This window comes from Dietzia sp. DQ11-38-2 (assembly GCF_014145055.1).
Lineage (GTDB): Bacteria > Actinomycetota > Actinomycetes > Mycobacteriales > Mycobacteriaceae > Dietzia.
Genome location: NZ_JAALDW010000137.1, coordinates 1 through 25,869, shown reverse-complemented (window position 1 = coordinate 25,869; position 25,869 = coordinate 1). Strand labels below are relative to the sequence as shown.

At 69.7% G+C, this 25,869-nt stretch carries 22 protein-coding genes; 15 read left to right on the top strand and 7 right to left on the bottom strand.

All coding sequences use genetic code 11. The annotated features are described in order from the left end of the window. Positions 1 to 363: MBL fold metallo-hydrolase (locus G6026_RS05445; RefSeq protein WP_182612442.1), on the bottom strand; the 363-nt coding region annotated here is incomplete at its 3' end. 23 nt (positions 364 to 386) lie between these two features. Here G6026_RS05445 and G6026_RS05440 point away from each other — a divergent pair. Together G6026_RS05440 and G6026_RS05435 are read left to right on the top strand one after the other, a co-directional pair. After that, the gene (locus G6026_RS05440; protein ID WP_231750511.1) at positions 387 to 1,115 is read left to right on the top strand and encodes an AAA family ATPase; all 729 of its coding nucleotides are present in this window, start codon (positions 387 to 389) and stop codon (positions 1,113 to 1,115) included. A gap of 17 nt (positions 1,116 to 1,132) precedes the next feature. Further along, positions 1,133 to 2,953: an FAD-binding dehydrogenase gene (locus G6026_RS05435; RefSeq protein ID WP_182612441.1), complete on the top strand. Its 1,821-nt coding sequence runs from the start codon at positions 1,133 to 1,135 to the stop codon at positions 2,951 to 2,953. Between the two features lie 58 nt (positions 2,954 to 3,011). On the opposite strand, the gene G6026_RS05430 is transcribed toward G6026_RS05435, so the two are convergent. Together G6026_RS05430 and G6026_RS05425 are read right to left on the bottom strand one after the other, a co-directional pair. Then, positions 3,012 to 4,145 (bottom strand): CaiB/BaiF CoA-transferase family protein, encoded by a 1,134-nt coding sequence (locus G6026_RS05430; protein WP_107756086.1) that lies wholly within the window; start codon positions 4,143 to 4,145, stop codon positions 3,012 to 3,014. Then, positions 4,142 to 6,091 (bottom strand): NAD(P)/FAD-dependent oxidoreductase, encoded by a 1,950-nt coding sequence (locus G6026_RS05425; RefSeq protein ID WP_182612440.1) that lies wholly within the window; start codon positions 6,089 to 6,091, stop codon positions 4,142 to 4,144. Before G6026_RS05425 ends, G6026_RS05430 begins: the two co-directional genes overlap by 4 nt. A 165-nt stretch (positions 6,092 to 6,256) precedes the next feature. Between G6026_RS05425 and G6026_RS05420 the strand changes: the two genes are divergently transcribed. Then, positions 6,257 to 7,972, top strand: a complete 1,716-nt coding sequence (locus G6026_RS05420) for an AMP-binding protein (RefSeq protein WP_241725820.1) — start codon at positions 6,257 to 6,259, stop codon at positions 7,970 to 7,972. Between the two features lie 4 nt (positions 7,973 to 7,976). Continuing rightward, positions 7,977 to 8,552, top strand: coding sequence for a TetR/AcrR family transcriptional regulator (locus G6026_RS05415; RefSeq protein ID WP_107756087.1), 576 nt, complete (start codon positions 7,977 to 7,979; stop codon positions 8,550 to 8,552). Between the two features lie 134 nt (positions 8,553 to 8,686). Here the strand turns inward: G6026_RS05415 and G6026_RS05410 are convergent, their stop codons facing one another. Further along, a complete protein-coding gene (locus G6026_RS05410; RefSeq protein ID WP_182612439.1) occupies positions 8,687 to 9,856 on the bottom strand; it encodes an iron-containing alcohol dehydrogenase in 1,170 nt (389 codons plus the stop codon). A 518-nt stretch (positions 9,857 to 10,374) separates the two neighbouring features. On the opposite strand from G6026_RS05410, the gene G6026_RS05405 reads away from it, so the two are divergent. Together G6026_RS05405 and G6026_RS05400 are read left to right on the top strand one after the other, a co-directional pair. Continuing rightward, the gene (locus G6026_RS05405) at positions 10,375 to 11,682 is read left to right on the top strand and encodes a potassium transporter TrkG (RefSeq protein WP_194305335.1); all 1,308 of its coding nucleotides are present in this window, start codon (positions 10,375 to 10,377) and stop codon (positions 11,680 to 11,682) included. A gap of 19 nt (positions 11,683 to 11,701) precedes the next feature. Next, a complete protein-coding gene (locus G6026_RS05400) occupies positions 11,702 to 12,340 on the top strand; it encodes a TrkA family potassium uptake protein (protein ID WP_107756090.1) in 639 nt (212 codons plus the stop codon). 73 nt (positions 12,341 to 12,413) lie between these two features. Here G6026_RS05400 and G6026_RS05395 read toward each other — a convergent pair whose 3' ends face one another. Beyond that, on the bottom strand, positions 12,414 to 13,583 hold the full coding sequence (locus tag G6026_RS05395) for a calcium/sodium antiporter (RefSeq protein WP_182612438.1): 1,170 nt from the start codon (positions 13,581 to 13,583) through the stop codon (positions 12,414 to 12,416). A 123-nt stretch (positions 13,584 to 13,706) separates the two neighbouring features. Beyond that, the gene (locus tag G6026_RS05390; protein WP_182612437.1) at positions 13,707 to 15,887 is read right to left on the bottom strand and encodes a RecQ family ATP-dependent DNA helicase; all 2,181 of its coding nucleotides are present in this window, start codon (positions 15,885 to 15,887) and stop codon (positions 13,707 to 13,709) included. 81 nt (positions 15,888 to 15,968) lie between these two features. Between G6026_RS05390 and G6026_RS05385 the strand changes: the two genes are divergently transcribed. After that, the gene (locus G6026_RS05385; RefSeq protein ID WP_107758033.1) at positions 15,969 to 16,580 is read left to right on the top strand and encodes a class I SAM-dependent methyltransferase; all 612 of its coding nucleotides are present in this window, start codon (positions 15,969 to 15,971) and stop codon (positions 16,578 to 16,580) included. Between the two features lie 53 nt (positions 16,581 to 16,633). On the opposite strand, the gene G6026_RS05380 is transcribed toward G6026_RS05385, so the two are convergent. Next, positions 16,634 to 18,091, bottom strand: a complete 1,458-nt coding sequence (locus tag G6026_RS05380) for a glutamate decarboxylase (protein ID WP_182612436.1) — start codon at positions 18,089 to 18,091, stop codon at positions 16,634 to 16,636. A gap of 172 nt (positions 18,092 to 18,263) precedes the next feature. Here G6026_RS05380 and G6026_RS05375 point away from each other — a divergent pair, with 172 nt between their 5' ends. Genes G6026_RS05375 through G6026_RS05340 form a run of 8 tightly spaced genes read left to right on the top strand, consistent with a single transcriptional unit; the run spans position 18,264 to position 25,688 of the window. Continuing rightward, positions 18,264 to 19,169 carry an SDR family NAD(P)-dependent oxidoreductase gene (locus tag G6026_RS05375; RefSeq protein WP_182612435.1) on the top strand — a complete coding sequence of 302 codons (906 nt, stop codon included), beginning with the start codon at positions 18,264 to 18,266 and terminating at the stop codon, positions 19,167 to 19,169. Between the two features lie 44 nt (positions 19,170 to 19,213). Continuing rightward, the gene (locus tag G6026_RS05370; RefSeq protein ID WP_182612434.1) at positions 19,214 to 20,542 is read left to right on the top strand and encodes a glutamate-5-semialdehyde dehydrogenase; all 1,329 of its coding nucleotides are present in this window, start codon (positions 19,214 to 19,216) and stop codon (positions 20,540 to 20,542) included. Between the two features lie 57 nt (positions 20,543 to 20,599). After that, the gene (locus G6026_RS05365) at positions 20,600 to 21,481 is read left to right on the top strand and encodes a MoxR family ATPase (protein ID WP_107756096.1); all 882 of its coding nucleotides are present in this window, start codon (positions 20,600 to 20,602) and stop codon (positions 21,479 to 21,481) included. Positions 21,482 to 21,508: 27 nt separating this feature from the next. Continuing rightward, on the top strand, positions 21,509 to 22,939 hold the full coding sequence (locus G6026_RS05360) for a VWA domain-containing protein (protein WP_107756097.1): 1,431 nt from the start codon (positions 21,509 to 21,511) through the stop codon (positions 22,937 to 22,939). 56 nt (positions 22,940 to 22,995) lie between these two features. Further along, the gene (gene nadD / locus G6026_RS05355; protein ID WP_182612433.1) at positions 22,996 to 23,712 is read left to right on the top strand and encodes a nicotinate-nucleotide adenylyltransferase; all 717 of its coding nucleotides are present in this window, start codon (positions 22,996 to 22,998) and stop codon (positions 23,710 to 23,712) included. Then, the gene (gene rsfS / locus G6026_RS05350) at positions 23,709 to 24,152 is read left to right on the top strand and encodes a ribosome silencing factor (RefSeq protein WP_107756098.1); all 444 of its coding nucleotides are present in this window, start codon (positions 23,709 to 23,711) and stop codon (positions 24,150 to 24,152) included. The genes nadD and rsfS overlap by 4 nt, the downstream gene beginning before the upstream one ends. Positions 24,153 to 24,159: 7 nt before the next feature. Next, positions 24,160 to 24,861, top strand: a complete 702-nt coding sequence (locus G6026_RS05345) for a histidine phosphatase family protein (protein WP_107756099.1) — start codon at positions 24,160 to 24,162, stop codon at positions 24,859 to 24,861. Next, positions 24,858 to 25,688: a DegV family protein gene (locus G6026_RS05340; protein WP_182612432.1), complete on the top strand. Its 831-nt coding sequence runs from the start codon at positions 24,858 to 24,860 to the stop codon at positions 25,686 to 25,688. Before G6026_RS05345 ends, G6026_RS05340 begins: the two co-directional genes overlap by 4 nt. The last annotated feature ends 181 nt before the right edge of the window (positions 25,689 to 25,869 follow it).

The window sequence follows — 25,869 nt, the reverse complement described above, 5'->3', positions numbered from 1 at the left end:
TCGCTCGATCCAGCGGGGGGTGCGCACCGCCCACGTCAGGGCCTCGGAGGCCACGTGCACCTTCGCCCCGGGGAAGTCGGCGAGACCGCCGATGTGGTCGAAGTCCATGTGGGTGAGCACGATGTGGCGCACCTCGCGGGGGTCCAGTCCCATGTTCTCGATGCGGCGACGCGCCGTTTCGGCCGCGTCCAGCCGCGGGCGCATCGCGTGCCTCATCGGGCCCAGCCGGGCGGCGGGGTCCGCGACGTCGCGGAGCCCGACACCGGTGTCCACCAGCACCAGACCCCCCGGGGCCTCCACCAGCAGCACGCGGGTCGGCACCCGTCCGGCGAACGTCCCGCAGTTCATCTGGTGGATCCGCATGTCGGCCACGGTACCGTGGCCGCGTGAGTCGAGACGGCGTGCTGGACCCGCGGCCGCTGGTCCGCGTCACGGTGGACCCCCAGCTCGTGCCGCGCGCCGGGTCGTGGCCGTACTCGGTCCCCGCGGTATCGGCTCTGGTGCGCGAAGGGTTGGAGCTGGACGCCCTCACCGTCCTGGTGGGGGAGAACGGGTCCGGCAAGTCCACGATCGTCGAGGCGGTGGCCATGGCGTTCGGCCTCAACGCCGAGGGCGGGTCCACCGGCGCCCGGAACTCGACGTGGGCGTCGGAGTCCCCGTTGCACGACGCGCTGCGACTGGTGCGCGGGGGCGGGGCGCCCCGGTGGGGCTACTTCGTGAGGGCCGAGACCCTCCACGGCCTGTTCACCTACCTCCAGGCGACGGGGCCGGGGCAGGACTTCCACGCGCGCAGCCACGGCGAGGCGTTCTGGGACCTGCTGGACTCACGGTTCACCGGCGGCGGGCTGTTCGTGTTGGACGAGCCCGAGGCGGGGTTGTCCTTCGACGCCCAACTCCGGCTGGTCGCGCTGCTGCTCGACCTGGCCGGCCGTCGGAGCACCCAGGTGCTCATGGCCACCCACTCGCCGATCCTGGCCTCCGTGCCGGGGGCGGCGGTATACGAGTTGTCGGAGGAGGGGATGAGCCGTCGCCGCTGGGAGGACCTGGCGATGGTGGACCACTACCGCCGGTATCTCGCGGCGCCCGAGCGGTATCTGCGTCATCTCCTGGAGTGACCCGGCACACTGGACTCATGACCAACTTCTCGTCGCGCCCCGGCCGCACAGCCGGGGAGGCCCGTCCCGTCCGCCCCGTCTACCCCTCGTACGCCCCGCCGTCCGCCTCGACCGCGGCCAACGCCGGGCCGCTCCCGGCTCCCGAACCCGGGTTCGAGCCCGACATCATCGTGGTGGGTCACGGGCTGGCGGGGCTGGTGGCCACCTACGAGGCGAGCCGGGCGGGCAAGAAGATTCTCGTGGTGGATCAGGAGAACGAGAAGAACCTGGGCGGGCAGGCGTACTGGTCACTCGGCGGCCTGTTCCTGGTGGACACCCCCGAGCAGCGGCGCATCGGCATTCACGACTCACTGGACCTGGCGTGGCGCGACTGGCTCGGGTCGGCCGCCTTCGACCGGCCGGAGGATCACTGGCCCCGTCGGTGGGCGCGGGCGTACGTGGAGTTCGCGGCGGGGGAGAAGCGGACGTACCTCAACGCGCTGGGGCTCAAGATCATCCCCACCGTCGGCTGGGCGGAACGTGGTGGCGGGGACGTGGGGGGCCACGGCAACTCCGTGCCGCGCTTCCACGTGACCTGGGGCACGGGGCCCGAGGTGGTGCGGGTCTTCGAGGAACCGGTTCGCGCGGCCGCCGCCGAGGGGCTGGTGCGGTTCGCGGTGCGGCACCGGGTCGACGAGATCGTGGTCGAGGACGGTCGGGCGGTCGGCGTCCGCGGGGCCACCCTGGTCCCGTGCGATCTGGACCGCGGGGTGTCCTCGCCCCGCGAGGAGACCGGGACCTTCGAGTTCCGCGGCGGCGCCGTGCTCGTGTCTTCGGGCGGGATCGGCGGCAACCCGGACCTTGTGCGCCGGTACTGGCCGACGGACCGGATGGGGGACGCGCCGCGGGACCTCATCCTGGGGGTCCCGGAGCACGTCGACGGCCGCATGCTCGAGATCTCGGGCTCGGCGGGAGCGAACCTCATCAACCGCGACCGGATGTGGCACTACACCGAGGGGGTCGCCAACTTCGCGCCCATCTGGCCCTCTCACGCCATCCGCATCATCCCGGGCCCGTCGACGCTGTGGCTGGACGCCACGGGCGCGCGGATGCCCGTGCCGCTGTTCCCGGGGTTCCACACCACCGCCTCCGTCGAGGCCATCCGCCGGACCGGGTTCGACTACTCGTGGTTCGTCCTGGACTCGGCCATCGCGGAGAAGGAGTTCGTGCTCTCCGGTTCCGAGCAGAATCCGGAGATGACCGACAAGGTGGTCACGAAGTTCCTGTCCCGCGCCAAGAAGGGGCTGCCGGCGTCGGTCGGCGCATTCGCCGAGAAGGGCGTGGACTGGGTGGTGGCCGACTCCCTGGAGGAGCTGGTCGCCGGGATGAACGAGCTGGTCGGTGGGGACGAGCCCGAGCTCGACGTGGAGAGTGTGCGTGAGTTCGTCCTGTCGATGGACGGCCAGATGGACAACCCCTTTGCCAAGGACGCGCAGGTGCAGGCCATCCACAACTCTCGCCGGGTGCTCACCGACAAGCTCACCCGCATCGCCAAGCCGCACAAGCTGCTCGCGGACTCGGGCGCCGGCAAGGGATCCGCTGCTGGCTCGGGTGGCCCGCTGATCGCGATCAAGGTGCACCTCATGACCCGCAAGACCCTGGGCGGGATCGAGACCACGCTGGACTCCCAGTGTCTGCGACCGGACGGGGAGCCCTTCCCCGGTCTGTACGCGGCGGGGGAGGTCGCCGGTTTCGGTGGCGGCGGGGTCCACGGCTACAACTCGCTCGAGGGCACCTTCCTCGGCGGCTGCATCTTCTCCGGGATGAAGGCCGGGCGGGCGATGGCGCGGGAGGTCTGACCGCCGGGGCGGAGGCGCCGGCCCGGGGCGCCACCGCCGTTCACCGGGAACACGGACCTCACCGGGGCGAATTCCTCCACCGCGACAGAACCGCGTCCATGTCCGACCGCGCTCGAGGCGGTGCCGCTCCGCGGGAGGTGCTCATCCGAGGGGCCGCGGCGGGCATCGGGTAGCCCCCCGCGTCGACGAAAGACTCCCGCCGGACCGCGTGGTCGTGGAGCGTGGCCTCCCGGAGTGTGAGCACCGGTGTGACGCACGCGTCGAGCTCGTCGAAGACCTCGGCCCAGGCGTCGCGGTCACGCGAGGCGAACGACCGACCGAAGAGCGCGGTCAGCGCGTCCCAGTTGGTGGTGTCCCAGCGATTCGGCAGGTCGGCGTGATCCAGCCCGAGACCGCGCACGACGCGGTCATAGAACACGTCCTCGAGCGCTCCCACCGCGACGAACCCGCCGTCGGCGCACTCGTAGGCCCGGTAGAACGGTGCCGAGCCGTCGAGGAGATTGGTGCCCCGGCGGGACGACCATCGCCCGGAGTGTTGCCACGATCGGACCAGACCCGTCAGGGAACCGGCGCCGTCGACCATCGCCGCGTCCACGACCTGGCCCCGGCCCGTCCGCTGCCGCTCGTGGAGGGCGGCGAGGATCCCCACCAGCAGGAACATCGACCCTCCGCCGAAGTTGCCGACGAGGTTCAGCGGTGGTGTGGGCGGCCCGGAGGCCGGGCCGAGTTGCCCCAGGGCGCCTGACAGTGCGAGGTAGTTGATGTCGTGTCCGGCCACGCGGGCCAGCGGTCCCTCCTGTCCCCAGCCGCTCATGCGGCCGTAGATCAACCCCGGGTTCTCCTGCTGCCACACGTCGGGGCCGAGACCGAGTTTCTCCATCGTTCCCGGGCGGGACCCCTCCATCAGGACGTCGGCGCGGCCCACCAGGTCGCGCACCCGGCGCAGGCCGTCCGGTTCGGTCAGGTCGACCGCGAGCTCGGTCCTGCCCCGGAGCATTCCCGCGTTCGCGTCGTCGTTGCCGTCGTCGGCCCCCACGGGGACGGGTCGCACCACCCGGATCACCTCGGCGCCGAGGTCCGCCAGCATGAGACCCGCGTGCAGGAGCGGCCCGATGGCCTCCATCTCCACCACCCGGAGTCCTGCCAGGGGTCCGCCGTGCGGCGCCGCGGCGGCCTCGTCCCGCACGGTCACCGCCCGGTGGCGGCGGCCCGGGCCGGCGTGGCGCGGACCGGTTCGGTGTGGAAGTCCGATGGGTCGACCTTGTTGGTCATGGCCCAGTAGTCGTTGATGCGCCAGGGCAGCACCGACACGACGCGACCGTCCGGGTTGCGGTACCAGTTCTCCATCGCCGGATGGGTCCACACCATCTGCGCGTGCTGCCGGTCGACGGCCTCGTTGTAGCGTTCGTTGACCTCGCTGCGGCACTCCAGCGTGCCGAGGTCCTGCGTGCGCATCAGCCGTAGCGCATCCATGATGTACCTGACCTGGCATTCCAGGATGGTGATGAAGCTGCCGCCGTGGCCCAGGCCCGTGTTGGGCCCGGTCATGATGAAGAAGTTGGGGAAATCGGGAACCGTGATGCCGAGATACGCGCGCGCGTCGTGGTCCCCCCAGATCTCCCTGGTGGAGCGCCCCGATCTGCCCACGATGTCCATCGGGTAGAGGATCCGCACGCTGTGGAAGCCGGTCGCCATGACGATGATGTCCAGCTCGTGCTCGACGCCGTCTGAGTCGACCAGTCCGGAGGGCGTCACCTCCTCGACCCCGCGGGGGACCAGCGTGACCTGGGGCTTGCGCAACATCGCGAACCAGCCGTTGTCCAGCAACATCCGCTTGCCGAAGGGGGGATAGTCCGGCAGTGACGCCTCGATGAGGTCGTCGCGGTCGCCCAGTTGATCGCGGAGGTAGCGTTCGTAGAATCTGCGGTGCCCGTGGTTGGTCGCGTTGATCGAGGCGCTCGGCTCCGGCCACTCGGGGTCCACCTGGAGGGTGGGGTAGACCTTGTCGTTGAAGATCCACGACAGTCTGGCGCGGTACCACTCCCGGTACCCGGGGACGTGGTCCATCAGCCAGTGCACGTCCTCGTCGATGGTCGCGAAGTAGTCGTCGTTGGGGGCGATCCACTGCGGTGAGCGTTGGAAGACCGTCAGGGAACCGACCCGGTCCGCGATGGCCGGGCCGATCTGCATCGCGCTGGCGCCCGCCCCCACGATGCCCACCCTCTTGCCCCGCAGGGCGTCCGGCTCGTCGAGGTCGCTCGGCCACTCGGCGGAATGGAAGAGACGACCCCGGAAACCCTCCATTCCCGGGAGGTTCGGGACCTTGGGGCGGTTGAGAAGGCCGACCGCACTGATGAGGATCGGTGCCTCCAGGACCTCCGATCCACCGTCAGGCCGACGGACCGTCACGCGCCATGACTGCCCTGACTCGTCGAACTGCGCGCGCGTGACCTCGTGGCGGAACCGGACGTGCTGACGGATGTCGTTCGCCTCCGCGAAGGCCTCGAGGTAACCCTGGACCTCGTCGCGCTTGCCGAAGTGCGTGGACCAGTTGTGGGGGAAGGAGGAGATCGAATAAAGGTGGCTGGGGGTGTCCACCCCGGCTCCGGGATAGCGGTTCTCCCACCAGGAACCGCCCACGTCGTCGTTCTTCTCCAGGATCACGTGGGGGATGCCGGCACGGGTGAGCTCCACCGAGGCCAACATCCCCGCGATGCCGGCGCCGATCACGATCGCGTGGAGGCGCTCGTCGGGTGCGGCGGCAGCCGGCGCGATCCGCGGCCCGTTGACGATCTCCGCCATCATCGGGGCGAAGTCCGGCGGCACGGTCTCGCCGCAGGTGAAGTTGAGCAGCCGTTCGACGTCCGAGTGCCCGACCTCCGGCCGGGGAGGCCTCCCCGACTCCCACCAGCGCTCGACAGCGTCGATCACCGCGTCCTGGATCTCGGCCTGGATCCCGTCCGGAAGGCCCCCGGTCGCGTTGTCGTCCATGCCCCGACTGCGGGTGGGCTGATAGCGGGGTGCCATCCACCGCTCGTCGGCCGTCAGCTCCAGTAGGACGGCGAGCAGGGTGGGGACGTTGCCCGCGCGGACCGCCGAATGGAGGCGGCGACGGTCCGATTCAGTGACTGTGGTCATACGTCGCAGGCTAACAGCAGTTAGTCCCAGGGCCAAGAGATTGACATCAGTCGGCGAAGAGATGCGAAGTCTGCCCGCGAGGGCGGGTTGACCACATCCGCTGGCGATGCAAGTATGAGCCAGATCATACTAACGGCGGTCAGTGCCGCGGGAGAGTGAGAAATCATGGAACAGCCGGTTCGAGTCCCCTCGAGTGCCCCCGAGTCCCGCCAGAACCCGGGGGACGGTCGCACCACGGACCGGCGCCTGACCTCCACGCAGTCCGCCCTCCTGGGACGGGCGACCCTCGGTGATCAGCTCCGGCGTCACGCGCAGAGCCGGGCCGGCAAAGCCGCGATCGTCTCCTACGCCCCCGGTGGCGGGCGGACCGTCACCACCTACGGTGAGCTCGACCGTGGCGCCAACCGGGCTGCTCACATGCTCCTCGGACTCGGCGTGTCCCGCGGCGACCGGGTCGCTGTGATGGCACGAAACCGTGTCGAGTCGGTCATCGCCTACTACGGAGCTCTCAAGATCGGGGCCGCCTACTCCGGGATCAACGTGCTGCTGGGGGTGGGAGAGGTGGCTCATCAGCTCGACCACCTCGAGCCCGCGGCCGTCGTCGTCGCCGCGGAGTTCCTCCCGGTCGTCCGGGCGGCGCTCGGCGATTCCGGACACCGGCCCGAGATCATCGTGCTCGACGCCACGGCGCCTGACGGAACGGGGACCGACGGCATGGGACCCGACGGTCCGGACTCCGGCTCCACCGATGACCCGGGGTGTCACGACTTCGACCGTCTCCTCGACTCGTCCTCGGACACGGAGCCCGAATGCGACGTCGACGAGCTCGACCTCGCGATGATCGTCTACACGAGCGGGACCGAAGCGGCCCCCAAAGGGGTCATGCTGCCGCATCGCAACTACCTCATCTCCACCTCGCCCGCCTACACGTGGGGGTTGCGCTGCCTGGACGACGACGTCTGGCTCTTCGTCATGCCGTTCCACACGATCGCCGGCATCGGCTCGCTGACCTCGCTCATCCTGCTGGGCGCGACTCTCGTCCTCCCGGCCAGCCTCGCGCCCGCCGACGTGTTGGCGATGATCAAGACGGAGCAGATCTCGGTCCTGGCTCAGACGCCCACGTTCTTCATCTCGCTGGCGGACCATCCGGACTTCGGGCCCGACGCGGTGGGGACCATCCAGCGGTGTCTGACCTACGGGGGACAGGTCTCCCCGCGAACGGTGGACGCCTGGCACCGCGCCGCGCCGCGGTCGATCTGGGGAACCTACTGGGGCCAGTCGGAGCTGACCCAGCTGGGGTCGGTCGGCTGGTTCAGGCAACTCGAGGACGTTCCCGGGCAGGACCCCACCTGGATCGGCAAGCCCGTCGGCCATCTGGAGGTCAAGGTGGTCGACGCCGACGGGAACGAGTCCGAGAGCGGGGAGCTCCTGTGCCGCACCCCGTCGGTGATGGCGGGGTACTTCAGGGATCCCGAGAAGACCGCCGCGGTCCTCGACGGCGGGTGGCTCCACACCGGTGACATCGTCCGACGCGATGCCGAGGGCAACATGTTCTTCCTCGACCGCAACAAGGACATGATCAAGACAGGGGGATACAACGTGTCCTCCCAGGAGGTCGAGCGCGTCCTCCAGGCGCACCCCGGGGTGGCGCGTGCCGCCGTCGTCGGACTCCCGGACGAGTACTGGTCCGAGGCCGTCACCGGGTTCGTCATCGCCGTCGACGGCAGCGACGTGTCGGGCCCGGAGTTGCGAGAGCACTGCAAGACGGCGCTCGCAGGATATAAGGTCCCCAAGGTGATCACGATCGTGGACGAGCTCCCGACGGACCCCCAGGGCAAGCTACTCAAGAGAGAGCTGCGCCGCCTGCACGCAAAGGACTGAGACGCTGAACACCGAGCCCAGCAGACGCGACTCGATACTGGCCGCGGCGGCCGAGTACTTCGCCGAGCAGGGCTACCACTCGGCGGGGATGCGCGGCATCGCCGATTCGGTGGGGATCAAGGGCGCCAGCCTGTACAACCACTTCGGTTCCAAAGAGGAGATCCTCTACGCGATCGCGCTGAAGATGACCCGTGTGCCCGTGGAGGAGAACCTGCTCGTCCTCGACGAGACCGGGACACCGACCGAGCGGCTCACCGCCCTGATCGACGTCCACCTCCGCCACCTCGCGGTGAACCGTGTGGAGCATCTGGTGAGCCTACGGGAGCTCTCCGCGCTCACGGAGGAACACCGTGACCGCGTGGTCGGGTACCGCAAGTACTACCAGCGACGGGTGCGCGACGTGATCGCCGCGGGCATCCGCGCCGGGGAGTTCGGCGTCGACGACCCGATGCGTGCGGCCGTCGCGATCCTGGACCTCATGAACGGCGTGAGCTGGTGGCTGCGGGACGACTACGACATCGACTCCCTGGTCTCCACCTACGTGGACTACATCGTCGACGGGATCCTCCGGCGCAGGTGAGGGGTCCGCGGTGGCGCGGATGAGGTGGCCCCGGTGGCGCCGTCGCCCCCGCGCACCCTACGAGAACCGGCCCCCTTGTCGCCGCTGGCGAGAAGGGGGCCGGATCACGTGGCGTCGCGGGTCTGTGTCTTCTCTCAGAGCGCGCGACGCAGCAAGGGGACCAGCGCGTCGGCGTCCGCGATCGGGTTCGGGTTGGTCCCGCACCAGATGTCCTTGAAGGTGTACGCGGCCAGGCTGGACAGGTCGTCCTCGGACAGTCCGACCTCGGTGAGCGACCGCGGCATGCCCAGCCGCCTGATGAGCGCGTCGGCGAGCTCGTGCGCAGGTGTCTGCGGCTCGCCGAACGCCACGCTGATCAGCGCCTGGCGATGTTCGTTGACCTCCCGGTTGTACTCCAGGGCGAACGGCGCCATCACGCAGGAGGTGTGTCCGTGCGGGACCTTGAACGACCCTCCGAGCGCATGCCCGACCGCGTGGCTGATACCCATGTCCAGGCCGGCGACGATCGCGACCATCGACGACCAGGCTCCGACCTGGCACATCCGCCTGGCCTCCAGGTCATCGCCGTCCTCCTTCACCCGGACGAGGCCCTCGGAGAGCAGGCGGATGGCGTTCATCGCCATCCCGTCGTAGTACCCGTTCGACTCGAGTGACCCCAGGGTCTCGAAGGCGTGATCGAGAGCGCGCACCCCGGTCGAGAGCCAGAGCCATTCCGGGGTGTGCCGGGTGAGCGCGGGATCGAGGATGACGGCCCGCGGGGTCATCGCCGGATGGACGTACCCCTCCTTGACATTGCTCTCCTCGTCCGTTGATCCCGCCAGCGCGTTGAACTCGCCTCCGGCCAGCGTCGTGGGGGCCACCACCACGGGGATGCTCGGGGCCGAGAAACTCGGGGCGGTCACCGAGGTGTCGGGGTTGACCTGCAGGTGGTAGGCGTCCATCTCGGAGGTCGTGCGGATCCCGTGCTCCAGGGTCACCGCGAGGATCTTCGTCAGGTCCGTCGCCGAGCCGCCGCCGACACACAGCAGCATGTCCGGATCCGCCTCGGCCGCGACCAGGGTCGCCGCGATGACGTCCTGGCGGGGCACGTGGGGCCGGACCGCGTCGAACAGGCCGACGAACCGATCACCCAGGGCCTCGATCACCCGTCGGATCTCGTCGGTCTGGGAGTTCAGGGTCCCACTGCAGACCACGAAGACCCGGCTCGCGCCGAGGAGCTCCGCTTCCTGCGCCGCGGCCTCCGCGACCGGGGTCCCGATATGGACTCTCTCCATGGGGGTCAGAGAGATGAGTGATGACTGCACGGCGGCACCGTCCTTCGTTGTTGTCCTCGACCCCCGTGTCCGCCAGAACACTGTGTCCGAGGGAGCACGGTGTCACTCCGACGATGACGCGGGGGCCGAGCTGGGGTCGGGCGTAGCGCGTTTTTCGTGCCGCCCGAGGCTAACAGTCGTTACCCTACAGGAGAATTGTGGCCCAGGCCACAGTCTTTTTGCGGTGGCGATGCGCAGCGCTTCGGGAGGGGCTGGGGATTCCCACAAGGTGTTCTGTGCAGGAACTTAAGGTCGCCGTCAGTATTGGCCCGGACCGGATTGCGTCTCGGCTCGCGTCCGCACACCCACCTGTCCGGTGACGGCGCTCACATCTGGAGGGGCTAACGGCGGATCGCTTCGATGGGGGTCGATGCCGGGACATGAGTCCGCGGTGCCGGCACGTGGGTCTACAGTCTCACTTCGTGACTGATGGTGACAGACGGGTCTGGCCGTCCGGGCTTCGGCGGTGGTCGGGCTGGGTGGTGCTGAGCCCGGTCCGGGTCGTGGCGATGAGCTTCGCCGCTGCGATCGTGGTGGGCACGGCGCTGTTGCTCCTGCCCGGAGCCGTCGAGCCCGGGAGCAGTACCGGGTTCACCGAGGCGCTGTTCACCTCGACGTCGGCGATGTGTCTGACGGGGCTGATCGTCGTGGACACCCCGGTGCACTGGTCGGGGTTCGGTCAGGTGGTCATCCTCGCCCTGATCCAGGTCGGCGGCCTGGGGATCATGACCATGGCCTCGATGGTCGGGCTGGTGCTGGCCGATCAGATCGGGCTCAAGGCCCGGATGAACACCGCGGCAGAGGCCCGTGCCTCCGAACTCGGCGACGTCCGCGACGTCGTCATCGGCGTGATCCGGCTGAGCATAGGGATCGAACTCGTCACCGCCGCCGCGCTGGCACTCCGCTTCGCCCTGGGCTACGACGAGCCCGTGCTGCGGGCCCTCTGGCTCGGGGTGTTCCACTCCATCTCGTCGTTCAACAACGCCGGGTTCGCGCTCTACAGCGACAACATGATCGGGTTCGCCACCGACCCGTGGATCTGTGTCCCCCTGATGGTCGCGGTGATCCTGGGTGGCCTTGGGTTCCCGGTCCTGTTCGAGATCGGCCGGCGGCTCCGGCGCAGGCCCCCCCGCAGCCGGTCGCGGGCGGGGTGGACGCTGCACACGCGCCTGACCGTCTCGGTGACGGCGGTGCTGCTGGCCCTCGGGTTCGGAGCTGTCCTGGCGTTGGAGTGGGCCCGCACTCTCCAGGGGTACAACGCGGCGGAGAAGGTCCTGGTGGCGGCGTTCCAGGGCGTGATGCCCCGGACCGCCGGGTTCAACAGTGTCGACTACGCCGACCTGGACGACGCGACGTTGCTCGTCACCGATGTGCTGATGTTCATCGGCGGGGGCAGCGGCGGCACCGCCGGCGGGATCAAGGTGACCACCTTCGCCCTGCTGCTGTTCATCATCATCGCCGAGGTCCGCGGCGAGCGGTCGGTGACCATTCTCGACCGTCGCGTCGACACCCGGGTGCAGCGACAGGCACTCGCGGTGGCGCTGATCGGGATCGGGCTCGTCACGACCTCGACGATCGTGCTGCTCGCCGGCACGCCGTTCGGCCTCAACGAGTTGCTCTTCGAGGTGACCTCCGCGTTCGCCACGGTGGGATTGTCCACGGGGATCACCGCCGAACTGCCCCACTGGGGGCAGTGGATACTGATACTGCTCATGTACCTCGGCCGCATCGGCCCGATCACCATGGTCAGTGCACTGGCCGCGCGACAGCGTGGCCGACGGTACGACCTTCCCGCAGAAAGGCCCCTCATTGGCTAGACGACGAGCTCCCGACGCTGTGGTGGTTCTGGGACTGGGCCGGTTCGGCAAGTCCCTGGCCCTGGAGTTGATGGCGCAGGGCGCCGAGGTCCTGGGCGTGGACTCCAGCGATGCCGTGGTGCAGAAGGTCGCACACCGTCTGACCCACGCGGTGGTGGCCGATACCACCGACGAGGAGTCACTGCGCCAGCTGTCGGTCCACCAGTTCGACCGCGCTGTCGTGGGGATGGGGTCCGATCTCGAGGCGAGCCTGCTCACCGCGTCGGTGCTCATCAACCTGGAGGTACCCAACATCTGGGCCAAAGCCACCAGCAACTCCCACGCCAAGATCCTCACCCAGATCGGCGTCCACCACGTCGTACGACCCGAGCACGACATGGGCAAACGTGTCGCCCACCTGGTGCGGGGAAGGATGATCGACTACATCGAGTTCGACGACGGCTTCGCCATGGTCAAGACGTCCGCGCCGACCTTCGCACTCGGCCAGCCGCTCGGGCAGAGCAGCATCCGCACCGACTTCGGGGTCACCGTGGTGGCCATCAAGCGTCCGGGGGAGGGGTTCACCTACGCCACGGCCGAGACGGTCCTCACCGAGGGCGACACCATCATCGTCTCGGGTCGGGTCCGAGACACCGAACGCTTTGCCGAGCTCTCATGAACCGATCATGACCCTGGACCGCACCGGGTTGTCGCGTGGCTCCTGACAGAGCAGTTCCTCCGACGGCACCGCGCTACTCCCGCGCGGCGAGCTGTCGTCGTGCCAGCTTCCGCCCCCGGATCACGCCGAGTTCGTAGGTGGCCAGCACGACCAGCCACACCGCGGTGAAGGGGATCACGAACCAGAGCATGGCAGTGCTGAACGGCTCCAAGGCGTCGTGCCCCGAAGCCTGGAGCACCACGTACGCGATGTAGGCCGCGTAGAAACCGGCGAAGAGGAACCCCTCCCAGCGCTTGATCGCCATACCGGTGAACGCGATGGGCAACAGGGCCAGTGCGACGGCCACCATGATCGGGAGGTCGAATCGGATCGCCCCCGCTGCGACCTCGATCGGAGTGATCAGGGACGTGACGCCCAGAACCGCGCCGATGTTGAACATGTTGCTGCCGACGATGTTCCCCACCGCCATGTCGCGCTCACCCCGGAACGCGGCCACCAGGCTGGTCGCGAGCTCGGGGAGTGAGGTGCCTATCGCCACCACGGTGAGGCCGATGACCAGATCGCTCATACCCCAGGCCGCCGCGAGATCGCTCGCCGCGGTGACCAGCAGTCGAGCGCCGACGACCAGCAGGAGTACGCCCAGGGCGACCATCGCGCAGCTCATGAGGGTCGAGTGCGCCCCCTTGTGTGCCCCCTCGTCCTCGTCCGCTTCAGCGTCCGCGTCTGACTCCGCGCCGGCCGTGCTCTCGGCCGTCGACCCGTCGTGCGTCGTCTCCACCGTGTCGGCGGTGCGCTTGCGGGAGATGACCACCGTCACCACCACGTACGCCACCAACCCGGCGAGCAGCAGCATGCCGTTCAGCGCACTGATCACCCCGTCCAGAGCCACCACCAACAGCACGATGGAGAACCCCACCATGATGGGAATGTCGACACGGACGATGCGGGACTTCGCGAGTAGTGGGGCGACCAACGCGGTGAGCCCCAGGATGAGCAGGATGTTCGCGATGTTGCTGCCCACCACGTTGCCGACCGCCAGCCCGGGGTGACCACTCAGGGCGGCGTCGACGCTCACCGCGAGTTCCGGGGTCGAGGTGGCGAACGCGACGACGGTCAACCCCACCACCAGTGGCGACATCCCAATGGTGACGGCCAATCTGCTCGCTCCCCGCACGAGGGACTCCCCGCCCGCGACGAGCAGGACGAAGCCGACAGCGAGCGCGCCCAGAGTCAGTGCGCTCACGACAGATCCCGCCGCGTAACGGTGGCGGACCCGGGCCCGGGACGCGGTGTGCGAGACGCTGAGAAGTCCATGGTCGTGATTATTCCGTGCTCGCGCTCCGACCGCTGCAGGGCTCGTCCAGGATCACCCGGCGGCGGCCACCGCCAGGGGCAGGACGGCCCGGGCTCCGGCAACTCGCAGGTGCCGAGCGGCCTCCGTTGCCGTCCATCCCGTTCCGTGCAGATCGGTGACCAGAAGGACCGGCCCGGTGGGGGTGGATTCCGGTCCGGACAGCGTGCCCCAGAGCTGGGCGACCCGGTAGGCGGAGTTCTGGGCGGTCACCGGGGGCAGTGCGGGGTCTCTGGTGAGCTCCCCGAGGTGGTCCATCCGGCCCATCTGCGCGAGCGCGCGGGCCAGGCTCCCCACGAGTACCGGCCGCTCGCCGGTGAGCAGGGCCACCACCCCGGTGGGTCGTTCCTCCCACCCCCAGTCGCGCAGAACCGGGACGCACGCACGGACCACCCAGTCGGGAGCCTCCTGGTCGGCCCCGGAGAGTAGTCCGCGGAGCTTCTGGCCCACCCCGAGGTCGGTCAGGCGGGCAAGAGCGCGTCCCTCGGCGGGCCCGTCGGCGATCTTTCCCTTCAACGGGACGTCGAGCCGCGCGAGACCGGTGGGCCACTGTCGGCGCGGGGGCAGGACCACCCCCGGGCGCTCCAGCGCCTCGCGTGCCCGGGTCAGGGCACCCTCGTCGACGGACGCCGCCCTCCGGTCACCCGTGCAGTTGTCGCATCGACCGCACCCGCCGGAGGCCGGGTCGAGCGTGGGGTCGTCGAGCTGCCGACGCAGGAACTCCATCCGGCACGACGCGGTCTGCTCGTAGGCGATCATCGCCTCCTGCTCCGACCGCCTGGCCCGGGCCAGCCCGGCGTAACGCTCGGCGTCGTAGTGCCACTGTCGCCCGGTGGCGATCCACCCTCCTCGCACCCGCTGGACCGCACCGTCCACGTCGAGGACCTTGAGCACCATCTCCAGCCGGGTCCTGCCCAGATCGACCGCGGGCTCGAGGGCCTGGGTCGACTGCGGCCGGTCCGGTTCCAGGGCGTCGAGGACCCGGCGGACCACGTCCTCGGGGGGGAAGGCCAGGGAGGCGAAGTGGCTCCAGATGGCCCGGTCCTCGGGCCCGGGCAGGAGCACCACCTCGGCGCGCTCGGCCGCGCGACCCGCGCGACCGATCTGCTGGTAGTAGGAGATGGGCGACGGAGGGGCCCCCAGGTGGACCACGAAGCCCAGGTCGGGTTTGTCGAATCCCATGCCCAGCGCGGACGTGGCGACCAGCGCCTTGACCTCGTTGTCCAGTAACGAGCGCTCCAGTTCCTCGCGCTCGCCGGCGTCGGTGCGGCCGGTGTAGGCGCTCACACGGTGCCCGGCGGAGGTGAGCAATCCGGCCATGTCCTCGGCCGCCGCCACGGTGAGGCTGTAGATGATCCCGCTGCCCGGCAGGGACTCCAGGTTCTCCGCCAGCCACGCCGCGCGGCGCTCCGAGTCGTCGATCGCCACGACCGACAAGCGCAGCGATTCCCGGTCCAACCCTCCGCGCAGAACGAGGGTGTCGGACGCCGCGTCGCCCGCGTCCCCGTCAGGGCCCCCGGACCCACCCGGTCGTTCGCCCACACCGAGCTGCTGTGCCACGTCGCGCACCACCCGGTCGTTGGCCGTGGCGGTGGTGGCCAGGACCGGCACGCCCTCGGGCAGGTCGGCCAGAAGCGTGCGTATCCGGCGGTAGTCGGGCCGGAAGTCGTGCCCCCAGTCCGAGACGCAGTGGGCCTCGTCGACCACCACCAGGCCGGCGTCCGCGGCCAGAGCGGGCAGCACGGTGTCGCGGAAGTCGGGGTTGTTGAGCCGTTCCGGGCTGACCAGGAGCACGTCCACCTCGCCGGCGCGGACCGAGGCGCGCACGTCGTCCCATTCCGTCATGTTGGCCGAGTTGATCGTGGCCGCGCGTACGCCCGCCCGCGCGGCGGCCTCGACCTGGTTGCGCATGAGGGCCAACAGCGGCGAGACGATCACCGTGGGCCCCGAGCCCAGCTCCCGGAGCAGTCGGGCGGCGATGAAGTACACCGCCGACTTGCCCCAGCCGGTGCGCTGCACCACGAGTGCGCGCCGCCGGTCGGCCACGAGCGAGTCGATCGCGGTCCACTGGTCCTCCCGGAGGCTCGCGTGCGGACCGGCGAGGGCGCGCAGCAGTTCGTCGGCGCGCGAGCGGAGCGCCTGACGGTCGGGTCCTGTGGTGGAGACGGCGCCGGGAGCTGAGGTCATGTCGCCCATCGTGCACCACCGGTCCGACACCCGGACGGCGTGGCCGACGTCGGGAGCGGGCGCGGGCCGGGCGCGGCCATACTGGGTGCCATGACGCAGACGTGGAAGAAGATCGTGGACGCCGATCCCGGGCACTCGCATCGCTATGCCAAGCGGTGGGACGACATGGTGGCCGAGGGCGTGGACATCGACGGCGAGGCACGGCTGATCGACGCAATGGCCCCGCGCGGTGCGCGGATCCTCGACGCGGGGTGCGGACAGGGGCGGACCGGCGCCTACCTTCACGAGCGCGGTCATCGGGTCACCGGGGTGGACCTCGATCCGCACCTGGTCGGACGGGCGCGGGAGCTGTGCCCCGGCGCCACCTGGGAGGTCGCGGACCTGGCAGGGGATGACTGGGCGACCGGCCCGTTCGACCTGGCGGTCTCCGCAGGCAACGTCCTGGCGTTCGTCGACCCCGCCGACCGTGGAGCGGTCCTGGCCAACCTCGCGGCGCGACTGGTGACACCGTCAGACGACGTCGGGGGTCGACCCGGGCGGCTGGTGGTGGGGTTCGGACTCGACCGCGGGTGGACGCGCGAGGAGTTCGACGATGACGCACGCAGGGCGGGACTCGAGCTGGAGCAGCGCTGGTCCACCTGGGACCTCCGGCCGTTCACGGAGGGCAGTGGGTTCATGGTCGCCGTGCTCGTGCGCCGATAGCCCCCCCCGGGGGGCGCCTCCGCACCTTCGCCCCGGCCCGTCTCACCGGCCCTTCAGTGGTGGAAGTGCGACCCGGGGCCCTTGCGCGGCATCGGTGAGTCGAGCTGGTCGAGGAACATCACCTCGCCGGCGAGGTCCTTGATCAGCGCGGCGGCCAGGTCGCGTCCCAGGCCGACCCGGACCACGATGCGCAGCACGGTCAGGTGCGCCAGATCGTCGGCCAGCGGATAGGCGGGCACGAGCCAGCCCTTCATCCTGAGTCGATCCGACAGGTCGTACAGGGTCCACGTCTCCGTGTACCCCTCCTTGAGCCGCCAGGCGATCACCGGAATCGTGTCGCCACGGCTCACCAACTCGAAGGGGGCGAGCGCTCCGATCTCCGAGGCCAGGAACTGGGCGACGTCGAGAGACGCCTGCTGGACACGGCGGTAACCTTCCCGCCCGAGCCGGAGGAACATGTAGTACTGCAGGAGGACCTGCGCCCCGGGCCGCGAGAAGTTCAGCGCCAGGGTGGGCATGTCGCCACCGAGGTAGCTGCAGTGGAAGATCATGCTCTCAGGAAGTGACTCCCTGTCGCGCCACACGATCCAGCCCACGCCCGGGTAGACGAGCCCGTACTTGTGGCCGGAGGTGTTGATGGACGCGACGCGCCCGACACGGAAATCCCACTCGAGATCGGGTTGGCAGAACGGCGCGACCATGCCGCCTGACGCGCCGTCGACGTGGATGCGGACGTCGAGACCGGTGGTCTCCTGGATCTGGTCGAGCTTCCGGGCGATCTCAGCGACCGGCTCGTAGGCACCGGTGTAGGTGACGCCCATGATGGCCACCACCCCGATGGTGTTCTCGTCGACGTACTCCTCCAGATCGTGTCCGTCGAGCATCGGGTGCTCCGCCGAGATGGGCACCCAGCGGGGCTCGACCTCGAAGTAGTTGCAGAACTTCTCCCAGCAGACCTGCACGGCGGTCGACAGGACGATGTTGGGGCTCTCTGTGGACCGACCGGCCGCCCGCCGCGCGGACTGCCAGCGTCGCTTGAGCGCGAGCCCACCCAGCATGCAGGCCTCGGACGAGCCGATCGTCGAGGTGCCGATGGACTCCCGGACGTCGGGCACGTTCCAGAGATCGGCGATCATCCTCCAGCAGCGCTCCTCGATCGCGGCGTTCTGGGGGTACTCGTCCTTGTCGATCATGTTCTTGTCGACGGTCTCGGCGTACAGGCGCCGGGCCTCGTCGTCCATCCACGTGGAGACGAACGTCGCGAGGTTGAGTCTCGCGTTGCCGTCGAGCATCGCCTCGTCGTGGACGATCTGATAGGCCGTCTCGGGAAGCGAGGGGTCCCCCGGTAGCGTGAAGCGGGGCAGCTCCGTGGCCTCGCCGGGACGCACGAAGACCGAATCGAGGGTCAGTGACTCGCCACCCTCGTCGGTGGTGTGACGCGCCGGTGTGTGACGTGCGGCAGCGTGGCGTGCAGTCGTGTGACGGGCTGTGACGTGCGAATTCTCGGCCACTGTCTCTCCTCGGATCGGGACTCGTCCCGTGGCGTCCCCTCGGGTGTCAGAGTGTGCCACCGATCGAGGGCGACCGTCGTCGACTTCTCGAGGCTCGCCCCTGACCACCCGTGGCACCACGGGTGGACCCAGAGCGACACCGCTGGGCCCGCCGTCCCAGCACACTGTGTCCATGAGCATTCAGAAGAGGTCGGCCAGCACCCGGAAATGGACCGTGGGCCGCCTTCCCGACCTGACCGGAAAGATCATCATGGTGACCGGCGCCACGAGCGGGATCGGCAAGGAGGCAGCGCGCGAGGTCGCGCGTCGCGGCGCTCACGTGGTGCTCCCCTCCATCACCCGCGCCGAGGGGGAATCGGCAGCGGCGGAGATCGGCGGGTCGACGGAGGTCCACGAGCTCGACCTGAGCCGCCTCGACGCCGTGCGCGCATTCGCGGCGGACTACACGGGCCCGATCGACGTCCTGCTGGACAACGCCGGACTCATGAGCCGGACCCGCGAAGAGACCACCGACGGCTTCGAGCTCCATCTGGGGGTCAACGTCCTCGGGCCGTTCCTGCTCACCGAACTGCTGTTGCCTCAGATCAGGGAGCGGGTCGTGATCACGTCCTCGATGGCCCACGCCGCCGGTCGCATCGACTTCACCGACCCCCACTTCCGTCGGCGCCGATACTCCATGGCGGCGGCGTACGCCCAGTCCAAACTCGGATGCATGCTCTGGGGCCTCGACCTGCAGAACCGGCTCCGCGCCGCCGGGTCGCCGGTGGACGTTCAACTCGCGCACCCCGGTTTCGCCGCCACCTCGATCCTCGATCCGACGCCGTTCCCGCCGGTCAACAGAGTTCTCAACCGCATCGGTCGAGGGATCATCCCCACCGCGGCCGACGGGGCGCGACCGCTGCTGTACGCCGCCACGGAGTCGCTCCCACCGGCGTCGTACATCGGACCGTCGGGATTCCGTCAGATCGCCGGGTCGCCGGGTCCGTGCGAGCGCTCCGCCGCCGCCGGGGATCCGGACCTCGCCCGCCGCTTCCGGGAGTTCGCCGTGCGCGAGACCGGAGTCGATCCGGTCGTCTGACTGGTCGAGTCGTCCTCCCCGGACGCATCGGTAAGCTGGTGGACATGACCACCAGCCACCTCGACGCCCCCGACCTCACCGACCAGTCCGGCGCCGATCGGCCCGCTCACGACCCGACGAGCGAGATCGTCCATGACTCGACGCGTGAAGCCGTCCACGATGCGGCCCTCCGCGCCCGGGGCGCGTCGCGGGAACTGGCCCTGCTCACCGCGGAACGCAAGAACGCGCTTCTGCTCGGCGCGGCCGACGCCCTGGTGGCGGCACAGGCTCAGGTCCTCGAGGCCAACGCCCGCGACATCGAGGAGCAGTCGGCGGAGGGCACCGGGGAGGCCATGCTGGATCGCCTCCGTCTGACCGCCGAGCGGATCGAGGGGATCGCCGGCGGGCTCCGCCAGGTAGCGGGACTGGCCGATCCGATCGGCACCGTCACCCGTGGATCGACCCGCCCCAACGGTCTGCAGCTGCGTCAGGTCCGGGTGCCGTTGGGCGTGATCGGCATGATCTATGAGGGCCGGCCCAACGTCACCGTCGACGCCTTCGGCCTGGCGTTCAAGTCGGGCAACGCGGCGTTGCTCCGCGGGTCGCGCTCGGCCCGGCACTCGAACGAGGCGCTCGTGACGGTCCTCCGTGACGTGCTGGCGCGCCACGAACTACCGGTGGAGGCGGTCCAGTTGCTGCCGTCGGCCGACCGGTCGTCGGTCACCCACCTCATCCAGGCACGCGGACTGGTCGACGTGGTGATCCCCCGCGGTGGTGCCGGACTCATCCAGGCGGTGGTGGAGAACGCGAAGGTACCGGCCATCGAGACCGGTACCGGGAACTGTCACCTCTACATCCACGGAGACGCCGACCTGGACGAGGCGATCCGGCTGCTCCTCAACGGCAAGACCCGCCGGTGCAGCGTGTGCAACGCCACCGAGACGGTGCTCCTCGACGAGGCCCTCGGCGACGCTGCGGTGGACCGCGTGGTGGGGGCGTTGCAGTCCGCCGGGGTGACCGTGCACGGGGACCGCGAGGGCCTCGTCCCCGCCGACGACGTGGACTGGGGCGAGGAGTACCTGAGTATGGACATCGCCCTCAAGGTGGTCGACGGAGTGGACGCCGCCATCGAGCACATCGCACGCTGGTCCTCGGGACACACCGAGGCGGTGGCCACCCGGAGCATCGAGGTGGCCGACACGTTCTGCGCCCGGGTCGACGCCGCCGCTGTGATGGTCAACGCCTCCACCGCGTGGACGGACGGCGAGATGTTCGGCTTCGGTGCCGAGATCGGCATCTCCACCCAGAAGTTGCACGCCCGCGGACCCATGGGCCTCGAGGAGCTCACCAGTACCAAGTGGATCGCGCACGGCAAGGGGCACGTGCGTCCCTGACGCGCGCGACCCGGGTCGACGCCCCATCACCCGCGATTCCCACCGAAAGGATCCCCCATGGACCGAGCCCGGACCGCGCAACGACCGGCCTTCCAGAGTATCGACCACGTGATCGAGTGCCTCGGCGCGCAGGGTTACCTGGCCGACCGCTCGACCGCGACGGTGGTCTACCTGGCCGATCGTCTGGGTAAGCCCCTGCTCATCGAGGGACCCGCCGGAGTGGGCAAGACCGAGCTGGCCAAGGCCGTCGCCGCGGCCACGGAGGCCGAGCTCATCCGTCTCCAGTGCTACGAGGGCGTCGATGAGGCCCGGGCCCTGTACGAGTGGAACCACGCCAAGCAGATCCTGCGCATCCAGGCCGGCCAGGGCGAGGGGTGGGACTCCACGCGGGACGACGTGTTCTCCGAGGAGTTCCTGCTGTCCCGGCCGCTGCTCACCGCCATCCGTCGTAGCGATCCCACCGTGCTGCTCGTCGACGAGGTGGACAAGGCCGACATCGAGATCGAGGGGCTGCTGCTCGAGGTGCTGAGCGACTACGCGGTGACGATCCCGGAGCTCGGGACGATCGAGGCGGTCCGCAGGCCGTTCGTGGTGCTGACCTCCAATGCCGCCCGCGAGCTCTCCGAGGCGCTCAAACGTCGTTGCCTCTACCTGCACCTGGATTTCCCGACCCCCGAGCTCGAGCGCAAGATCCTCGCCTCGCGGGTGCCGGAGCTCGACGATCGACTGGCCGAGCAACTGGTCCGGGTGGTCGGGGTACTGCGCGCCATGGCGCTCAAGAAGGTGCCGAGCGTGTCCGAGACCATCGACTGGGGCCGCACCCTGGTCGCGCTGGGCCTGGACACGATCGACGACGAGACCGTCCTGCAGACCCTCGGAGTCGTGCTCAAGCACCAGTCCGACCAACTCCGCGCAGCCGCCGAGTTGCGGCTCAACTAGCGTGCGAGGACAAGGAGGCGAGGCACGGTGACCACGCGTTCTCCCGGCGGGTTGTCCGGCCACCTGGTCGACTTCGTCGACGCCCTGCGCCGCAAAGGGATCCCCGTGGGACCTAGTGAGGCGGTCGACGCCGCGGCGGCGATGGTCCACATCGACCTGCTCGACCGTGCAGCGCTCAGGGAGGCGCTCGCGGCGACGATCCTGCACAAGCCCACCCACCGCGGTGTGTTCGACCAGATCTTCGACCTGTGGTTCCCCGCCGCGATCGGCGCGCACTCCCCGGCGGACGGCGTGGCGGTCGAGGTGGAGATCCCGACGGACGACGACGGCACGGTGGACCCCGACGCTCTGAACGAGCTCATCGCCTCGCTGCTGCTCGAGAACACCGAGGAGTCGCGCGCCAAGGCCCGCGCGTTGGCCGAACTCCTGGTGGAGCAGCTCGGCTCCTACGATTCGGTCAATGGTCCGCGCTACTCCGCCTACCAGGCTCTCAGTCCCCTCGACACCGGCGCGATCATGCAGAAGATCCTCGACGGTCTGATGGGGGCGGACCCGTTCGACCCGGACGGTTCCAAGCGGCACGCCGAGAAGTCCGCGGCCGCCAGTTCGGCGGCGGACATGGTGCGGGGTTTCCTCCGCGAGGTCGCCGACGAGACCCGGCGCCGCACCGCGGAGACGGTGGGGCGCGACCGGGTGGCCGACTACGCGGTGGGCCCCGCGGCGGAACAGGTGGACTTCCTGCGGGCCAACGACCAGGACCTGCAGGTCCTGCGGCGACGCGTGGGACCTCTCGCCCGGCAGCTCGGCAGTCGCCTGGCCGCCCGTCGTCGTCGTCACCGCCAGGGTGCGATCGACATGCGCAAGACGATGCGCCGGTCCATGTCCACCGGCGGGGTGCCGGTGGAACTGGTCCTGCGCAAGCCCCGGCCGGCGAGGCCGGAGCTGGTGGTGTTGTGCGACGTGTCCGGTTCGGTGGCCGGGTTCAGTCATTTCACGCTCCAACTGGTGCACTCGCTGCGCGAGCAGTTCTCCCGCGTGCGGGTCTTCGCCTTCGTCGACACCACCGACGAGGTCACCTCGTTCTTCGAGACCGGATCGGACCTGGGATCGGCGATGAGCCGCATGGTGCGCGAGGCCCGGATCATCACCTACGACGGGCACTCCGACTACGGTCACGCGCTCGAGGGGTTCGCCGACCGCTACGCCCACACCCTGACCCGTACGGGTTCGCTGCTCATCCTGGGCGACGGGCGCAACAACTACCGCGACCCCTCCGTGGACGCTCTCGAGTTCGTCAGCGAGCGGGTCGGACACACCCACTGGCTCAACCCCGAGCCCAGGAAGCAGTGGGGCACGGGCGACTCGGCCGCCCGCCTGTACTCCCAGTACGTACCCATGCACGAGTGTCGCAACGTCGAGCAACTCACGGCGGTCGTCGCGGGTCTGCTGCCCGTGTGACCGCGCGGGCACGCGAGGGAGCGGAACGTGGTGCCGGACCGATAGACTCGGCGACCATGACCACGACGGGGGCCGCCGCGGGCGTCGGACGCCGCATCGGAGTGATGGGCGGGACCTTCGATCCGATCCATCACGGTCACCTGGTGGCGGCCAGCGAGGTCGCCCACCGCTTCGGCCTCGACGACGTGGTCTTCGTCCCCACCGGAGAGCCGTGGCAGAAGCGGGGGCGTTCCGTCTCACCCGCCGAGGACCGGTATCTCATGACCGTCATCGCCACGGCCTCCAATCCCCGGTTCTCCGTGAGTCGCGTGGACATCGACCGCCGGGGTCCCACGTTCACCGTCGACACCCTCAGGGACCTCCTGCGGCAGAACCCCGGGGTCGAGATCTTCTTCATCACCGGTGCGGACGCACTGGAGAAGATCCTGACCTGGCGCGGCTGGGAGGAGATGTTCGAGCTGGCCACGTTCGTCGGGGTCTCACGCCCCGGTTTCGAGTTGTCCGACACCCATCTGACGGAGATCGGTGACGGGCGCGTGCACCTGCTCGAGATCCCCGCGCTGGCCATCTCCTCGACCGAGTGCCGCAGGCGCGCGGCCGAGGACGCACCGGTCTGGTACCTCGTGCCGGACGGTGTCGTCCAGTACATCGCCAAACGCAACCTGTACCGTCCCGAGGGCTCCACCAGGCTCGACGGGACCCCCGCCGCGACGGCTCCGGCGCACCGCGAGCTCGTCCGCACCGACAACCACACCGAGGAGAACCACCAGTGACCGCTAGCCCCGAGGCCCTGGAGATGGCGGGCATCGCCGCCCGCGCCGCAGACGAGAAACTGGCCACGGACGTCGTCGTGCTCGACGTCTCCGGTCAGCTCATCATCACCGACTGCTTCGTCCTGGCCTCGGCCGACACCGAACGTCAGGTCAACGCGGTGGTCGACGAGATCGAGGACAAGCTCCGAGAGGCGGGGCACAAGCCGCTGCGTCGGGAGGGCACGCGGGAGGGGCGCTGGGCGCTGCTCGATTACAACGAGGTGGTCGTGCACGTCCAGCACGTCGACGAACGCGACTACTACTCGCTCGACCGGCTCTGGAAGGACTGCCCGGTCGTGGAGATCGAGGGAGTGGAGACCTCCGGCCGGCCCGAGTCCGCCACCAGTGGCGCCGACGACTCGCTCGCGCCGGAGGAGCCGCAGCGGGATCAGGGGCTCTGACACCCTCGTGACCCGTCGTCTCATCCTGCTGCGTCACGGTCAGACGCACTACAACGCCTCGTTGCGCATGCAGGGCCAGTTGGACACCGAACTCAGTGAACTCGGAGTCCAACAGGCCCACGCAGTGGGCCGCGCGTTGGCGCACCGTCGGCCGTGGACGATCCTGTCCTCGGATCTGCAGCGGGCGCACGAGACGGCGCTGGCACTGGCATCGGAGGTCGGACTCGAGGTCCGGACCGACCCGCGCCTGCGGGAGACCCATCTGGGCACTTGGCAGGGGATGAGCCATTCGGAGGTCGACGAGCAGTGGCCCGAGGCCCGGATGCGGTGGCGCAGCACACCGCGGTGGTCCCCGCCCGAGGGGGAGAGCCGCCTCGACGTGGCCCGCCGCACCCGAGAGGTGGTCGACGAGCTCGTGGACGCCTCGCCCGGGTGGAACGAGCACCCGGCGGTGCTCGTGGCCCACGGGGGCGCGATCGCCGCCCTCACCGCCGCCCTCATCGAGTTGCCGGTCGAGCAGTACCCGATCTTCAACGGTCTCGGGAACACCTGCTGGGTGCAGCTCTCGGCGCATCCGCGCCCCGGGCCCTCCTGGAGTGGACAGACCGCGGAGCCGGAGATCGGGCCCACGACCGACGGCGCGCGCGAGGTGCTCTGGCGCCTCGACCAGTGGAACGCCGGTCTCACGCCCCCGGTGGCGACGACATGAGCGTCCGGCTGGTCACCGACTCGAGCGCGGACATCCCCGAGGAGTGGGTCCGCGAGTTCGGCATCACCGTCGTGGGCCTTCACGTGGTCGAGGAGGGCGACAGGGCGGTCTCGACGGCCGCGGTCACCCCGGACGAGCTGACCGCGATCTACCAGGAACTCTTGGACGAGCCGGACTGCACGGGCATCGTCTCCGTCCATCTGTCGCGTGAACTCTCTCGCACGTGGGAGTCCGCCGCCGATGCCGCCACGAGGTTCGGTGGCCGGGTCCTGGTCTCGGACTCCCGGTGTGCGGGGATGGCGTTCGGTGCCGCGGTCGCCCAGTGTGCCTGGGCGGCGAACAACGGTCTGGGACTGTCCGGAACCTATGAGCTCGCCGAACGTCTCTGCCGGGGAGCGTCCACCTTCGCCGCCCTGGAATCCCTGGAGAGCCTGCGCCGGGGTGGCCGCATCAGTGCCCTCGCGGCGATCTTCGGCAGCGCGCTGGCGATGCGCCCGATCATCGTGTTGCGTGGTGGTTCTGTCGACCTCGCCGCCAAGGCCAGGACCACGACCAAGGCCCACGAGAAGTTGCGCGCGCTGCTTCGCGACGAGATCAGTCGAGGCGACGTCCTGGTGGTGGTCCACCATCACGAGGCACCGGATCGGGCCCGGGAGATGGCCACCGAGATCCGCAAGGAGACCCCGTTCCCCGAGCGGGTCCTCGTCGTCGAGTTCGATGAGGTCCTGGCCTGGCACCTGGGGCCCGGGACCGTGGGCGTCTCGGTGACGGACCTCGTCGACACCGCATTCCCCATCCCCGCAGTCGCTCCACAGGACGGCACCTGAGGGACCTCTCCGGGGCCCGGCCGGGGAGCGCGCCGGTCTAGTTTCGGCCCATGTTCCCCGACACCCGGACTCGTCCCGCGGACTCCGACGACCCCGCCCGCGAGGCCGCGCTGCGCAGGCTCGCGAGTGTGACGGCCCTGGCGGAGCGGGCGTCCGTGCCCTGGGCGGACGCGGAGGCGGA

Bases quoted from the DNA above. Each gene is read 5' to 3' on its own strand.
- G6026_RS05435 (WP_182612441.1), top strand. From the start codon at position 1,133: ATGACCAACTTCTCGTCGCGCCCCGGCCGCACAGCCGGGGAGGCCCGT.
- G6026_RS05425 (WP_182612440.1), bottom strand. From the start codon at position 6,091: ATGACCACAGTCACTGAATCGGACCGTCGCCGCCTCCATTCGGCGGTC.
- G6026_RS05420 (WP_241725820.1), top strand. From the start codon at position 6,257: ATGGAACAGCCGGTTCGAGTCCCCTCGAGTGCCCCCGAGTCCCGCCAG.
- G6026_RS05405 (WP_194305335.1), top strand. From the start codon at position 10,375: ATGAGCTTCGCCGCTGCGATCGTGGTGGGCACGGCGCTGTTGCTCCTG.
- G6026_RS05390 (WP_182612437.1), bottom strand. From the start codon at position 15,887: ATGGGCGACATGACCTCAGCTCCCGGCGCCGTCTCCACCACAGGACCC.
- G6026_RS05385 (WP_107758033.1), top strand. From the start codon at position 15,969: ATGACGCAGACGTGGAAGAAGATCGTGGACGCCGATCCCGGGCACTCG.
- G6026_RS05375 (WP_182612435.1), top strand. From the start codon at position 18,264: ATGAGCATTCAGAAGAGGTCGGCCAGCACCCGGAAATGGACCGTGGGC.
- G6026_RS05370 (WP_182612434.1), top strand. From the start codon at position 19,214: ATGACCACCAGCCACCTCGACGCCCCCGACCTCACCGACCAGTCCGGC.
- G6026_RS05365 (WP_107756096.1), top strand. From the start codon at position 20,600: ATGGACCGAGCCCGGACCGCGCAACGACCGGCCTTCCAGAGTATCGAC.
- nadD (WP_182612433.1), top strand. From the start codon at position 22,996: ATGACCACGACGGGGGCCGCCGCGGGCGTCGGACGCCGCATCGGAGTG.
- G6026_RS05340 (WP_182612432.1), top strand. From the start codon at position 24,858: ATGAGCGTCCGGCTGGTCACCGACTCGAGCGCGGACATCCCCGAGGAG.